Origin of the sequence: Xenophilus sp. (genome assembly GCF_044462705.1) — a bacterium.
GTDB lineage: Bacteria > Pseudomonadota > Gammaproteobacteria > Burkholderiales > Burkholderiaceae_C > Xenophilus > Xenophilus azovorans.
Genome location: NZ_JBIQNC010000139.1, coordinates 1 through 14,011 on the forward strand (window position 1 = coordinate 1; position 14,011 = coordinate 14,011).

Sequence of the window (14,011 nt, forward strand, 5' to 3'; positions counted from 1 at the left end):
CGCGCCAGGATGCGCTGGCCGGCGCTCTGGCCCAGCGGCACGGCCTTCACGGCGGCGGCGGTCATGTTCTCGGCCCAGCCGAAGGCGTAGGCCAGGCAGCCGTCGGCCACGCCGGCGCCGCTCCTCGCGGCGGCGAAGGCGAAGGCCACGGGGTAGGTCGCCGGCAGGCTGTCGAAGCAGGCGGCTGCATCCGTGTGATGGAGCTTGAGCCATTCGAGGAAGGAGCGGCCCATCTGCTCGGTCTGCAGCAGGAACTCGGCGGACTCGCGGGCGGCGAGCACCCAGGTGTTGAGCGCGCGAACGCGCTCGCCGTCGCCCGCCTGCCAGGCGCGGATGGACTCGGCCACGACGGCCAGGTCGGCCGGTGCCAGGTTCAGGTGAAGCTGGTCGGCCAGCCAGCCGGCGGCGTCGGCTTCGCCGCGCACGCCGGCCCATTCCACGGCGGCCTCCACGCCCTCGGAATACGAGAAGCCGCCCACCGGCAGTGCCGGCGAGGCGAGCCAGATCAACTGCAGCAGCGTTCTCGCGTCCCGCCTTCCTTCTCCCTCTGGGAGAGGGCCGGGGTGAGGGCCACGCGGCGGCTGGTGCGCCGGCTCCGCATCCATCGCCGTTGGCCCCTCACCCAGCCTCTCCCCAGAGGGGAGAGGAGCCAACCCGTGGGGCAGCGTGGCATCAGTGCCCGTGGTCGTGGCCATGGTGGTGATGGTGGCCGTGGCCACCGTGGTTCGTCACATGGCCGCCGTAGGCGCCGCCCTCGGGTTCGAAGGGTGCCTGCGCCTCGGTCACGATCAGGTGCATCGCGCGCAGCATGTCGGCCAGCACGTGGTCGGGCTCGATCTGCAGATGGTCGGGCGTGAGCTCGATCGGCACATGGCGGTTGCCCAGGTGGTAGGCGGCGCGCGTCAGGTCGAAGGGCGTGCCGTGCTCGCCGCAGTGCGTGATGCGCAGCACCGCCTGCGGCGCCGCGATCACGCGCAGCAGCGAGCCGTCCTCGGCCACCAGCACGTCGCCCCCGCGCACGGCCGTGCCGCGCGGCAGGAACACGCCGATCTGCCGGCCCTGCGAGTCGGTGGCGTCGAAGCGGCTCTTCTGGCGCACGTCCCAGTCCAACTCGATGGTGGCGGCGCGCTTGAGCAGCACGAGCGCAAGGCCACGACCCTGGGGCATGAGTTTGTTGGCGATGAGCATGGACGGAAGCAGAATGTGAGTTCGATGTATCAGGGAGGATTGGCCGTGGAGCCTGTGCGTATTGTCGAAGTGGATGGCGAAGTGATCTGTCCGCTGCCGCAGGAAATCGTCGACGCCTGGGCCTTGCGGCCCGGCATGACCATCGAGGTCGAGGTCCAGGGGCGTTCCCTGCTGCTCAAGCCGCCCCGGCCCGAGCAGCCGCCTGCGGCCGATCCCTCACGCTGATCAAAACAGGAAGTACCGCTGCGCCATCGGCAGCACCGTCGCCGGATCGCAGCTCAGCAGCACGCCGTCGGCACGCACGGCATACGTCTGGTGGTCGATCTCCATCTTCGGCGTCAGGCCGTTGTGGATGAGGTCCTTCTTGCGCACGCTGCGGATGTTCCTGGCCACGGCCAGCGTCTTGGCCAGGCCGTAGCGCTCCTTCACGCCCGCGTCGAAGGCGGCCTGCGAGACGAAGCTGAGGCTGCTCCTCGCGTTGCTGCCCGCGAAGGCGCCGAACATGGGGCGGTAGTGCACCGGCTGCGGCGTCGGGATGCTGGCGTTGGGGTCGCCCATCGCGGCCAGCGCGATGCTGCCGCCCTTGAGGATGCAGAAGGGCTTGACGCCGAAGAAGGCCGGCTTCCAGATCACGATGTCGGCCCACTTGCCCGCTTCCAGGCTGCCCACCTCGTGGCTGATGCCGTGCGAGATGGCGGGGTTGATCGTGTACTTGGCGACGTAGCGTTTGGCGCGGAAGTTGTCGTTGCGGGAAAGCGCTTCGACAGGCTCGGCGCGAACGGCATCGGGGGCGAGCCACCCGCGCTGGGCCTTCATCTTGTGCGCCGTCTGCCAGGTGCGGATGACGACCTCGCCCACGCGGCCCATCGCCTGCGAGTCGCTGCTCATCATGCTGATGGCGCCGATGTCGTGCAGGATGTCCTCGGCCGCGATGGTCTCCTTGCGGATGCGCGATTCGGCGAAGGCCAGGTCCTCGGCAATGGCTGCATCGAGGTGGTGGCACACCATCAGCATGTCCACGTGCTCGTCCAGCGTGTTGCGCGTGTAGGGCATCGTGGGGTTGGTGGAGGAGGGCAGGAAGTTCGCCTCGCCCACCACCTTCAGGATGTCGGGCGCATGGCCGCCGCCGGCGCCCTCGGTGTGGAAGGCGCACAGCGCGCGGCCCTTCGTCGCGGCGATGGTGTTCTCGACGAAGCCCGACTCGTTGAGCGTGTCGGAGTGGATCGCCACCTGCACGTCTTCCAGCTCCGCCACGGCCAGGCAGTTGTCGATGGCGGCGGGCGTGGTGCCCCAGTCCTCGTGCAGCTTCAGGCCGATCACGCCGGCGCGCACCTGCTCGTGCAGCGCGGCCGGCAGGCTGGCGTTGCCCTTGCCGAGGAAGCCGATGTTCATCGGGAAGGCGTCGGCCGCCTGCAGCATGCGCTCGATGTGCCAGGGGCCGGGCGTGCAGGTGGTGGCGAAGGTGCCGGTGGCCGGGCCGGTGCCGCCGCCCAGCATGGTGGTCACGCCGCTGGCCAGCGCCTCCTCGATCTGCTGCGGGCAGATGAAGTGGATGTGGCTGTCAATGCCGCCGGCGGTGACGATGTTGCCTTCGCAACTGATGACCTCGGTGCCGGGGCCGATGACGATGTCGACGCCCGGCTGCGTGTCGGGGTTGCCGGCCTTGCCGATGGCGGCGATGCGGCCGTCCTTCAGGCCGATGTCGGCCTTGACGATGCCCCAGTGGTCGAGGATCAGCGCGTTGGTCAGCACCGTGTCGACCGCGCCCTCGGCCCGTGTGCGCTGGCTTTGCGCCATGCCGTCGCGGATGGTCTTGCCGCCGCCGAACTTGACTTCCTCACCGTAGCCGCCGGCGCGCAGCGTGTAGTCCTGCTCGACTTCGATCACCAGGCCGGTGTCGGCCAGGCGCACGCGGTCGCCCACCGTGGGGCCGAAGATCTCCGCGTAGGCGCGGCGTCCGATGGTTGCCATCTAGAGTTTTCCTTGGACGAGTCCGCGAAAGCCGTACACGGTGCGTTCGCCTGCGTAATCCACCAACTCGACGGTGCGCTGCTGGCCGGGCTCGAAGCGCACGGCGGTGCCGGAGGCGATGTTCAGCCGCATGCCGCGCGCGGCGTCGCGGTCGAAATCGAGCGCGCCGTTGGTCTCGGCGAAGTGGTAGTGCGAGCCGACCTGGATCGGCCGGTCGGCGGTGTTCCTCACCACCATCGTCAGCGTGCGCCGGCCGGGGTTGAGGTCGTGGTCGCCCGCATCGACGAGCAGTTCGCCGGGAATCATCGCCCTACCCCGGCTCAGGTCACGCCGCCCAGCAGCGCGGCGCCCAGCAGGGCGACCGCCACACCGGCCAGGCGCGGCAGCCAGTGGTTGGCACGGCGCAGTGCCCAACCCAGGCCGATGCCGGCGGCATGCAGCAGCACGGTGGCGGCCAGCATGCCGGCCAGCGTCAGCGCGGCGTCGGTTTCGCCGGCCAGCTCCTGCCCGTGCGCCAGGCCGTGGAAGATGGCGAACACGCCGACGAGCGCCGCCGAAGCGAAGGCCGGCAGGCGCTTGCGCGTGAACACCAGCAGCCCCAGCACCAGCAGCGAGGCGGCGATCATCGGCTCCACCGCCGGCAGCGCCACGCCGGCCAGCCCCATCAGCGCGCCGGCCAGCAGCATGGCCGCGAAGCCCAGCGGCGCGGCCAGCAGCTCGCGGCCGTTGCGCGCCGCCAGGGCGCTCCACAGGCCGACGGCCAGCATCGCGGCCAGATGATCGAGACCGGTGAGCGGGTGCATGAACCCGGCCAGGAAGCCGTGGTGATGCGCGCCGGCATCGGCGCCGGTGTGGGCCAGGGCGGGCAGCGCGGCGGCGGTCAGCAGCAGGGCGAGGGCGGGGCGGGCAAGGCGCATGGCGTGAAGTCTCCGGGTTCAGATGATCGGTTGGTGGACGGTGACGAGTTTCGTCCCATCGGGGAAAGTTGCCTCGACCTGGATGTCGGGAATCATCTCGGGCACGCCCTCCATCACGTCGCCGCGGGTGAGCACGGCGCGGCCCTCGCTCATCAGCTCGGCCACGCTGCGGCCGTCGCGAGCGCCCTCCATCACGGCGGCGGAGATCAGGGCGACGGCCTCCGGGTAGTTCAGCTTCAGCCCGCGTGCCTTGCGCCGCTCGGCCAGCAGGGCGGCGGTGAAGATGAGGAGCTTGTCTTTCTCTCGGGGCGTGAGTTCCATGGTCGATGATCGGATGCAGCCCCGCCTTCTTGCAACACCCGTGCCGTGGCACGGCAGTTGCACCGGCAGGGCGTGAGTTCGCCCGCCCCACCGATCGCCGACGCCAGCGCCGACGGCGCGCCCCAGCGCGTGGTCAAGGTCCGGCGCGACTACAACGCCTGGGTCGCGCGCGAGACGCTGGAGGACTACGCCCTGCGCTTCACGCCGCAGCGCTTCCGCAGGTGGTCGGAATGGCGGGTCGCCAACACCGCCTTCGGCGCCGCCTCCTTCCTGATCCTGGAGGCGGTGGGTGCCACGCTGCTGGTGCAGTACGGCTTCGCCAACGCCTTCTGGGCCATCCTGGCGACGGGGCTGATCATCTTCCTGGCCGGGCTGCCCATCAGCGTGTACGCCGCGCGCTACGGGGTGGACATGGACCTGCTCACCCGCGGCGCCGGCTTCGGCTACATCGGCTCGACGCTCACCTCGCTGATCTACGCCAGCTTCACCTTCATCTTCTTCGCGCTGGAGGCGGCCGTGATGGCCTACGCGCTGGACCTGGCGCTGGGCATCCCGCCGGCCTGGGGCTACCTGGCCTGCGCGCTGGTGGTCATCCCGCTGGTGACGCACGGCGTCTCGGCCATCAGCCGGCTGCAGGTGTGGACGCAGCCGGTCTGGCTCTTGATGCTGGTGGTGCCCTTCGCCTTCGTGCTGGTGCGCGATCCCGGTGCGTTCGTTGGCATCACGCACTATGGTGGTGAGAAGGGCGGGTCGGCCGCCTTCCGGCTGCCCCTGTTTGGTGCGGCGCTCACGGTCGGCATCGCGCTCATCACGCAGATGGGCGAGCAGGCCGACTACCTGCGCTTCATGCCCGCGCGCACCGCCGCCAACCGGGGCCGCTGGTGGCTGGGCGTGCTGGCCGGCGGGCCGGGCTGGGTGGTGCTGGGCGTGGTCAAGATGCTGGGCGGCGCGCTGCTGGCCTGGCTGGCCATCAGCCACATGGTGCCGGCCGAGCGGGCGGTGGACCCGAACCAGATGTACCTGGTGGCCTACGAGTACGTCTTCCCGCACTACGGCTGGGCGGTGGCGGCCACGGCGCTGTTCGTGGTGATCTCGCAGCTCAAGATCAACGTCACCAACGCGTATGCCGGCTCGCTGGCATGGAGCAACTTCTTCTCGCGCGTCACCCACAGCCACCCCGGCCGGGTGGTGTGGGTGGTGTTCAACACGCTCATCGCCTTCATGCTGATGGAGATGAACGTGTTCGAGGCGCTGGGCGCGGTGCTGGGCCTGTACGCCAACATCGCCATCGCCTGGATGATGGCGGTGGTGGCCGACCTGGTGGTCAACAAGCCGCTGGGCCTGTCGCCGCCGGGCATCGAGTTCAAGCGTGCGCACCTGTGGGACGTCAACCCGGTCGGCGTGGGCGCGATGGCGCTGGCCTCGGCGCTGTCGATCACGGCGTACCTGGGCGTCTTCGGCCCGATGGCGGAGGCTTTCTCCGCGGTGATCGCGCTGGCCACCGCCTTCGTCGCGGCGCCGCTCATCGCCTGGGCGACGAAGGGGCGCTATTACCTGGCCCGGACGCCCGGCGATCCACCAACCGTTCGCCCTGAGCCTGTCGAAGGGCCGGCCCGCGGCGTGGAGGTGCACTGGGCCCGCGTCGAAGCCGCCCCCGCCAGCCTGGCCCTGCGCCGCTGCACGATCTGCGAACGCGAGTACGAGGGGCCGGACATGGCGCACTGCCCGGCCTACCAGGGCGACATCTGCTCGCTGTGCTGCACGCTCGACGCGCGCTGCGGCGACCTGTGCAAGCCGCACGCGAGCCTGGCCGCGCAGTGGTCCGGCATGCTGCGCTGGCTGCTGCCGCGCCGCGTGTGGCCCTATGTCGAGACCGGGCTCGGCCACTTCCTGCTGCTCATGCTGATCGTGGTGCCGCTGCTGGCGGCGGTGTTCGGGGTGTTCTACCAGCAGGAGCTGCGCGCGCTGGCCGAAAGCACCCCGGCCGACGCGTCCGGCGCGCTGCGCGGGGGCTTCCTCAAGGCGTACATGGCGCTGCTGCTCATCGCCGGCATCGTCGCCTGGTGGCTGGTGCTGGCGCACCAGAGCCGCAAGGTGGCGCAGGAGGAGTCCAACCGCCAGACCCACCTGCTCATGCGCGAGATCGAGTCGCACCGCGAGACCGACCGCGCCCTGCAGGCCGCCAAGCAGCACGCGGAAGAGGCGCGCCGCGCCGCCGAGGCGGCCAACCAGGCCAAGAGCCGTTACATCAGCGCGATCAGCCACGAGCTGCGCACGCCGCTCAATTCCATCCTGGGCTACGCCCAGCTCATGGGCGAGGACGCCGCCGTGCCGCCGCACCGCCGCCAGGCGGTGGCCGTCATCCAGCGCGGCGGCGAGCACCTGCTCTCGCTGATCGAGGGCACGCTCGACCTGGCCCACATCGAGGCCGGCAAGCTCACCCTGCAGGCGCGGCCGATGCGCTTCGTCGGCCTGCTGCAGGAGCTGGCCGAGATGTTCGAGCTGCAGGCCAGCGAGAAGGGCCTGGCCTTCCGCTTCGAGCCCGACCCGGCGCTGCCGGAGCTGGTGCGCGCCGACGAGAAGCGCGTGCGCCAGATTCTCATCAACCTGCTGGGCAACGCCATCAAGTTCACCGCGCGCGGCCAGGTCGTGCTGCGCGCCGGCTACGCGCGCGAGATCGCCACGCTGGAGATCGAGGACACCGGCCCCGGCATGAACGAGGCCGAGCTGTCGCGCATCTTCGAGCCCTTCGCGCGCGGCCAGTCCGCGGCCGGCGCCGCCGGCGCGGGCCTGGGCCTGACGATGGCCAAGATGCTGGCCGACCTGATGGGCGGCGAGATGCGGGCGCGCAGCGAGCCCGGGCGCGGTTCGGTGTTCAGCGTGCGCCTGTTCCTGCCGCGCGTGCACGAGGCGCCTGCGGCCCGCCCGGCCGCCCCGCCGCAGGCCGCGGTGCGCCGCGGCTACGAAGGCGAACGCCGGCAACTGCTGGTGGTGGACAACGAGGAGACCGACCGGCAGCTCCTGGTCCACCTGCTCGAGCCCCTGGGCTTCGCGCTGCGCACCGCCGCCAGCGGCCATGATGCGCTCGATCTGCTGGCCGCCGGCCACCGCCCCGACGCCCTGTTCGTGGACCTGGCGATGCCCGGCATCGACGGCTGGGAGACGCTGCGCCGCGCGCGCGCCCTCGGATGGGCGGGCGGCGCGGCGATCGTCTCGGCCAATGCTTTCGACAAGCGGCTGGAGAACGACGTCGGCATCGCGCCGGAGGACTTCTTCGTCAAGCCCGTGCGCCACAGCGAGCTGCTGGACTGGCTGGAGCGCCGGCTGGGCCTGCGCTGGACGGCCGCGGCCGCGCCGCCCGCGCGGTCCGCCCCGCATGGCGCCGTGCCCGACGCGCACCTGCTGCGCCAACTGGAGGAGGCCGTCGGCCTCGGCTACCTGCGCGGCATCCTGGCGCAGCTCGACGCCATCGACGCCGCGCGCCCCGACTGCGCCGACTGGATCGGGCGCCAGCGCGCGCTGGCGAAGCAGTTCCGCTTCGAGGCGCAGGCCGAGGCCATCCAGCGCGCCCTGGCCGGCGCGGAGGTCGCGCCATGACCGCGCCGCCGCTGGCCGCCAGCCTGCGCGAGCAGACCGCCCGCGGCGACCTGGTGCTGGTCGTCGACGACGTCCCCGACAACCTGGCCCTGCTGCATGACGCGCTGGACGAATCGGGCTACACCGTGCTGGTCGCCACCAGCGGCGAGGCGGCGCTGGCGCGCGCCGCGCAGGCGCAGCCCGACATCGTGCTGCTCGACGCCATGATGCCGGGCATGGACGGCTTCGAGGTCGCGCGGCGCCTGAAGGCCGACGCCGCCACGGCGCACATCCCGATCGTCTTCATGACCGGCCTGACCGAGACCGAGCACCTGGTCGCCGCGCTGGAGGCCGGCGGCGTGGACTACGTGACCAAGCCGCTCAAGCCCCGCGAGGTGCTGGCGCGCATGAACGTGCACCTGCAGGGCGCCCGCGCCGCGCGCCAGCAGGCGCGGCAGGCCGGCCAGGCGCGCAACGCGCTGGACGCCTTCGGCTACGCCAGCATCACCGTGCGCATGCCGCAGGGGCGCCTGATCTGGCAGACCTCGCTGGCGCGCGAGCTGCTGGCGCGCTACTGCGGCACCGCGGCGCCGCAGACGCCGCCCGCGGTGGTGGACTGGCTGCGCACCCACCTGCCCGGCACGCGCCAGGGCCTGGAGCCGCCGCCGCTGAAGATCGAGCACGGCGCGCAGTACCTGCAGCTGCGGCTGCACCGGCAGACCGGCGACGGCGAGGAGGAAGGAGGCGCCGCGGGCGACTGGCTCATCATCATCCGCGAGGTGAGCGACGCCGCTGTCATCGAGGTGATGAGCCTGGCCCTGAAGCTCACCGCGCGCGAGGCCGAGGTGCTGTACTGGGTCGTCAAGGGCAAGACCAACAAGGACATCGGCGAGATCCTGGGCAGCAGCCCGGCCACCGCCAAGAAGCACCTGGAGCGCGTGTTCGTCAAGCTGGGCGTGGAGACGCGCACCGCGGCGGCGGGCGTGGCGATCAAGCGCATCCGCATGATCCAGCCGCACTTCGAGGTGTAGCGGCGGCTGCAGCCGCGCCGCGCGTACGCCACCCGGCGTATTTGCGCCATACGTCGTTCAACTGAGACTGCCTCCACGTTTTCACCCCCTGGAGAAAGAGCTCATGCAACGTCGTTTCACCCTCAAGGCGCTGACTGCCGGCGTCGCCCTCGCGAGCCTGGGCGCCGCGCCGGCCTTCGCGGCCGACACCATCAAGGTCGGCATCCTGCACTCGCTGTCGGGCACCATGGCCATCTCGGAGACGGCGCTCAAGGACATGGCGCTGATGACCATCGACGAGATCAACGCCAAGGGCGGCGTGATGGGCAAGAAGCTGGAGCCCGTGGTGGTGGACCCGGCCTCCAACTGGCCGCTGTTCGCCGAGAAGACCAAGCAGCTGCTCGGCCAGGACAAGGTGGCGGTGATCTTCGGCTGCTGGACCAGCGTGTCGCGCAAGTCGGTGCTGCCGGTGGTCGAGGAGATGAACGGCCTCTTGTTCTACCCCGTGCAGTACGAGGGCGAGGAGCTGTCGAAGAACGTCTTCTACACCGGCGCCGCGCCCAACCAGCAGGCCATTCCCGCGGTCGAGTACCTGATGAGCAAGGAGGGCGGCGGCGCCAAGCGCTTCGTGCTGCTGGGCACCGACTACGTGTACCCGCGCACCACCAACAAGATCCTGCGCGCCTTCCTTAGAGCCAAGGGCGTGAAGGACTCGGACATCGACGAGAAGTACACCCCCTTCGGCCACAGCGACTACCAGACCATCGTGGCCGACATCAAGAAGTTCAGCCAGGGCGGCAAGACGGCGGTGATCTCCACCATCAACGGCGACTCCAACGTGCCCTTCTACAAGGAGCTGGGCAACGCCGGCCTGAAGGCCAAGGACGTGCCGGTGGTCGCCTTCTCGGTCGGCGAGGAAGAGCTGCGCGGCGTCGACACCAAGCCGCTGGTGGGCCACCTGGCGGCATGGAACTACTTCATGTCGGTGAAGAACCCGGCCAACACGGCGTGGATCAAGACGTGGAGCGACTACGCCAAGGCCAAGAAGCTGCCCGGCCAGGCCGACAAGCCGCTGACCAACGACCCGATGGAGGCCACCTACATCGGCATCCACATGTGGAAGCAGGCGGTGGAGAAGGCCAAGAGCACCGACACCGACAAGGTGATCGCCGCCATGGCCGGCCAGACATTCAAGGCGCCGGACGGCTTCACCGTGAAGATGGACGAGAAGAACCACCACCTGCACAAGCCGGTGCTCATCGGCGAGATCAAGGCCGACGGCCAGTTCAGCGTGGTGTGGAAGACCAAGGAGCCGATCAGGGCCCAGCCGTGGAGCCCGTTCATCGAGGGCAACGACAAGAAGAAGGACGAGCCGGACGGCAAGTCGAAGGTGTGATGACTTGCTCCCTCCCCCGCTGGGGGAGGGTTGGGGTGGGGGCACAGCGCCGCATGGCGCATCCACCGCCGCTTGCCCCTCACCCAGCCTCTCCCCAGAGGGGAGAGGAGTGAATACCAGAGCCAGAGCCCGGAATCCGTGAAGATGTCCTCGTTGCGTCTCTTCCTGCACTTGCTGCTCGCCCTGTGGCTGGGGTGGTCGGCGCAGGCCCAGGCCCTCACCGCCGGGCAGGCGCACGCCATCGCCGACGGCGACAGCGAGGAGCGCGTGGCGGCGCTCAACCAGGCGGTGCTCGACGCCGACGAGAAGACCGCCGCCTTCATCCAGGCCCTGGCCGACGACGCGGTGAAGGTGGCGGGCGGGCAGGTCTTCGTCATCCGCGACGACAAGGGCTACGACCCGGTGAGCGGTGCCGAGGTGGCGGTGCCCGACGACGCCGAGGACGTGGTCAACAACAACTACATGCGCGGCGCGCTCGACGCGGCCCTGGCCGCGCTGCGGCTGGCCAGTCCCGACGAGCAGGTGCGGGCGCAGGCGGCCGGGGCGCTGTTCAAGGACCCCGACGCCTCGCGCCTGCCGCTGATCGAGAAGGCGCTGGCCGCCGAGCGCAGCAGCGCCGTGAAGGCGCGGCTGGAGATGGCCCGCGCCGCGGCCCTGATCGGCAGCGAGGACCAGGCGCGCCGCCTGGAGGCCGCGAAGCTGCTGGCCGACAGCAGGAGCCCGGACACCAAGCTGCTGCTCAACGAGCGCCTCGCGTCCGAGACCGATCCGCAGGTGCAGGCCGCGCTGAAGTCGGCCATCGCCGCCATCGACGCCTCGCTCGTGTGGGGCGAGCGGCTGGCCGCCATCTTCAGCGGCATCAGCCTCGGCTCGGTGCTGCTGCTGGCGGCGCTGGGCCTGGCCATCACCTACGGGCTGATGGGCGTGATCAACATGGCGCACGGCGAGCTGATCATGATCGGCGCCTACGCCACCTATGTGATGCAGGGGCTGTTCCAGCGCTTCCTGCCCGAGTCGCTGTTCGGCTGGTACCTGGTGGCGGCGATCCCTGCCTCCTTCCTCGCCTCGGCGCTGGTGGGCGCGGTGCTGGAGCGCGGCGTGATCCGCTTCCTCTACGGCCGTCCGCTGGAGACGCTGCTGGCCACCTGGGGCATCAGCCTGATGCTGCAGCAGGGGGTGCGCTCGCTCTTCGGCGCGCAGAACGTGGGCGTGGAGAACCCCTCGTGGATGAGCGGCGGCGTGCAGCTCATGAACAACCTCACGCTGCCCTGGAACCGCATCGGCATCATCGTCTTCGCCGCGCTGGTGCTGCTGGCGATGGGCTGGCTGATCGGCCGCACGCGGCTGGGCCTGTTCGTGCGCGGCGTCACGCAGAACCGGCCCATCGCCTCCTGCATGGGCGTGAACACCGCGCGCATCGACACCTACGCCTTCGCGCTCGGCTCGGGCATCGCCGGGCTGGCCGGCTGCGCGCTCAGCCAGATCGGCAACGTCGGGCCCGACCTGGGGCAGGGCTACATCGTCGACAGCTTCATGGTGGTGGTGCTGGGCGGCGTCGGCCAGCTCGCCGGCACCGTGTACGCCGCGCTGGGGCTGGGCATCCTCAACAAGTTCATCGAAGGGTGGGCCGGCGCGGTGCTGGCCAAGATCGCCGTGCTCGTGTTCATCATCGTGTTCATCCAGAAGCGGCCGCAGGGCATCTTCGCGATCAAGGGCCGAGAAGCATGACCACCCCCGTTTCTCGCTCACTTCGTGTGCTCGAATCCCCCCTCAAGGGGGCAACACCAGCGGCCCGGCAAAGCCGGTTCCGCGGTGTTCCTGGCCGAGTGTTTCTGCCCATGCTGCCCGTGCTGCCATGAGCGCGATCTCTCTTCCTTCCAGGGCGCCGCTGCTCACGGGCAAGGGCTGGACCGCCTTCTTCATCGCCCTCATCACGGTGTGCGCGCTCGCGCCGGTGCTCAACCTCGCGGTGCCCGCCGGCAGCCCCTTCCACATGAGCGACTACACGGTGGCGCTCCTGGGCAAGATCATGTGCTACGCCATCTGCGCGCTGGCGATGGACCTGATCTGGGGCTACACCGGCATCCTCTCTCTGGGCCACGGCCTGTTCTTCGCGCTGGGCGGCTACATGATGGGCATGTACCTCATGCGCCAGATCGGCCGCGACGGCAACTACCAGAGCGACCTGCCGGACTTCATGGTCTTCCTCGACTGGAAGCAGTTGCCCTGGCACTGGACCTTCAGCGACTCCTTCGTGTTCCAGATGCTGATGGTGGTGGCGGTGCCCGGCCTGCTGGCGCTGGTGTTCGGGTACTTCGCCTTCCGCTCGCGCATCAAGGGTGTGTACTTCTCGATCATCACGCAGGCGCTGACCTTCGCGGCGATGCTCCTCTTCTTCCGCAACGAGACGGGCTTCGGCGGCAACAACGGCTTCACCGACTTCAAGCGCATCCTGGGCCAGCCCATCGCCACGCGCGAGGCGCGCATGCTGCTGTTCGCGCTCACCGGCCTGGTGCTGCTGGGCTTCTTCCTCTTCGCGAAGTGGCTGGTGGGCAGCAAGTTCGGCCGCGTGCTGCAAGCCATCCGCGACGCCGAGTCGCGCACCATGTTCTGCGGCTATGACCCGCTGCCCTACAAGCTCGCCATCTGGGTCATCTCGGCCATGATGTGCGGCGTGGCCGGCGCGCTGTACGTGCCGCAGGTGGGCATCATCAACCCGGGCGAGATGAGCACCGCCGCCTCCATCGAGATCGCGATCTGGACGGCGGTGGGCGGCCGCGCCACGCTGGTCGGTCCGATCGTCGGCGCCTTCCTGGTCAACGGCGCCAAGAGCTGGCTGACGGTGGTGGCGCCGGAGTACTGGCTGTACTTCCTGGGTGCGCTGTTCATCGCGGTGACGCTGTTCCTGCCCGACGGCATCGTCGGCCTGGTGCGGCGCCTGCGGCGCGGCGCGAAGAGGCAGGCGCCCGCCGCCGCCGCCGAAGCGCAAGGAGGGGCCAAGGCATGACGCCCGACCTGATGGACGCCGGCGCCGCGCGCTACGCGATGCACCACGGCCAGCCGCCCACGGGCCGCACCGAGTCCGGCGGCCGCGAGGCCGGCTACGGTCGCCCGGCGGTGCCGGGCGAGGTGGACGTGACCCACGGCCGCATCCTGTACCTGGAGGACGTGAGCGTCAGCTTCGACGGCTTCAAGGCGATCAACCGGCTGAGCCTGGACATCGCGCCCGGCGAGCTGCGCTGCATCATCGGCCCCAACGGCGCCGGCAAGACGACCATGATGGACATCATCACCGGCAAGACGCGGCCCGACAGCGGCACCGTCTGGTTCGGCAGCACCATCGACCTGCTGCGCCACCGCGAGGCCGAGATCGCGCAACTGGGCATCGGCCGCAAGTTCCAGAAGCCCACCGTGTTCGAGCAGCTCACCGTGTTCGAGAACCTGGAGCTGGCGCTGAAGACCGACAAGGGCGTCAGGCATTCGATGCGCTTCCGCCTCGACTCGGCACAGGCCGACCGGCTGGCCGAGGTGCTGCACACCATCCACCTGGCCGCGAGCGTGAACCGCATGGCGGGCCTGCTCAGCCACGGCCAGAAGCAGTGGCTGGAGATCGGCATGCTGCTGATGCAGGA

At 70.1% G+C, this 14,011-nt stretch carries 13 protein-coding genes; 7 read left to right on the forward strand and 6 right to left on the reverse strand.

Annotated elements, in window-relative coordinates; all coding sequences use genetic code 11:
- Together ACIY1X_RS18390 and ureE are read right to left on the reverse strand one after the other, a co-directional pair.
- Window positions 1-509 (reverse strand): urease accessory protein UreF (locus tag ACIY1X_RS18390; RefSeq protein ID WP_399683228.1); only part of this gene is annotated, 509 nt, incomplete at its 3' end.
- A gap of 163 nt (window positions 510-672) precedes the next feature.
- Window positions 673-1,188 carry an urease accessory protein UreE gene (gene ureE / locus ACIY1X_RS18395; RefSeq protein WP_399683231.1) on the reverse strand — a complete coding sequence of 172 codons (516 nt, stop codon included), beginning with the start codon at window positions 1,186-1,188 and terminating at the stop codon, window positions 673-675.
- 15 nt (window positions 1,189-1,203) lie between these two features.
- Here ureE and ACIY1X_RS18400 point away from each other — a divergent pair, with 15 nt between their 5' ends.
- Window positions 1,204-1,413, forward strand: a complete 210-nt coding sequence (locus ACIY1X_RS18400; protein WP_399683233.1) for an AbrB/MazE/SpoVT family DNA-binding domain-containing protein — start codon at window positions 1,204-1,206, stop codon at window positions 1,411-1,413.
- Here ACIY1X_RS18400 and ureC read toward each other — a convergent pair whose 3' ends face one another.
- Genes ureC through ACIY1X_RS18420 form a run of 4 tightly spaced genes read right to left on the reverse strand, consistent with a single transcriptional unit; the run spans window position 1,414 to window position 4,397 of the window.
- Window positions 1,414-3,159 carry an urease subunit alpha gene (gene ureC, locus ACIY1X_RS18405; protein ID WP_399683235.1) on the reverse strand — a complete coding sequence of 582 codons (1,746 nt, stop codon included), beginning with the start codon at window positions 3,157-3,159 and terminating at the stop codon, window positions 1,414-1,416.
- Window positions 3,160-3,465: an urease subunit beta gene (locus tag ACIY1X_RS18410; protein ID WP_399683237.1), complete on the reverse strand. Its 306-nt coding sequence runs from the start codon at window positions 3,463-3,465 to the stop codon at window positions 3,160-3,162.
- 14 nt (window positions 3,466-3,479) lie between these two features.
- Window positions 3,480-4,076: a HupE/UreJ family protein gene (locus tag ACIY1X_RS18415; protein ID WP_399683239.1), complete on the reverse strand. Its 597-nt coding sequence runs from the start codon at window positions 4,074-4,076 to the stop codon at window positions 3,480-3,482.
- 18 nt (window positions 4,077-4,094) lie between these two features.
- A complete protein-coding gene (locus tag ACIY1X_RS18420) occupies window positions 4,095-4,397 on the reverse strand; it encodes an urease subunit gamma (RefSeq protein WP_399683242.1) in 303 nt (100 codons plus the stop codon).
- Window positions 4,398-4,469: 72 nt separating this feature from the next.
- On the opposite strand from ACIY1X_RS18420, the gene ACIY1X_RS18425 reads away from it, so the two are divergent.
- The 6 genes from ACIY1X_RS18425 to ACIY1X_RS18450 form a co-directional block, all read left to right on the forward strand.
- Window positions 4,470-7,994 carry an ATP-binding protein gene (locus ACIY1X_RS18425; RefSeq protein WP_399683245.1) on the forward strand — a complete coding sequence of 1,175 codons (3,525 nt, stop codon included), beginning with the start codon at window positions 4,470-4,472 and terminating at the stop codon, window positions 7,992-7,994.
- Entirely contained in the window at window positions 7,991-9,004 is a 1,014-nt protein-coding gene (locus ACIY1X_RS18430; RefSeq protein ID WP_399683247.1) for a response regulator, read from the forward strand. Before ACIY1X_RS18425 ends, ACIY1X_RS18430 begins: the two co-directional genes overlap by 4 nt.
- A gap of 103 nt (window positions 9,005-9,107) precedes the next feature.
- Window positions 9,108-10,379, forward strand: a complete 1,272-nt coding sequence (urtA, locus tag ACIY1X_RS18435) for an urea ABC transporter substrate-binding protein (protein WP_399683250.1) — start codon at window positions 9,108-9,110, stop codon at window positions 10,377-10,379.
- Window positions 10,380-10,523: 144 nt separating this feature from the next.
- Window positions 10,524-12,107, forward strand: coding sequence for an urea ABC transporter permease subunit UrtB (urtB, locus tag ACIY1X_RS18440; RefSeq protein WP_399683253.1), 1,584 nt, complete (start codon window positions 10,524-10,526; stop codon window positions 12,105-12,107).
- A 127-nt stretch (window positions 12,108-12,234) separates the two neighbouring features.
- Entirely contained in the window at window positions 12,235-13,386 is a 1,152-nt protein-coding gene (gene urtC, locus ACIY1X_RS18445; RefSeq protein ID WP_399683255.1) for an urea ABC transporter permease subunit UrtC, read from the forward strand.
- On the forward strand, window positions 13,383-14,011 hold a 629-nt coding region (locus ACIY1X_RS18450; protein ID WP_399683258.1), incomplete at its 3' end, for an ATP-binding cassette domain-containing protein. The genes urtC and ACIY1X_RS18450, both read left to right, overlap by 4 nt.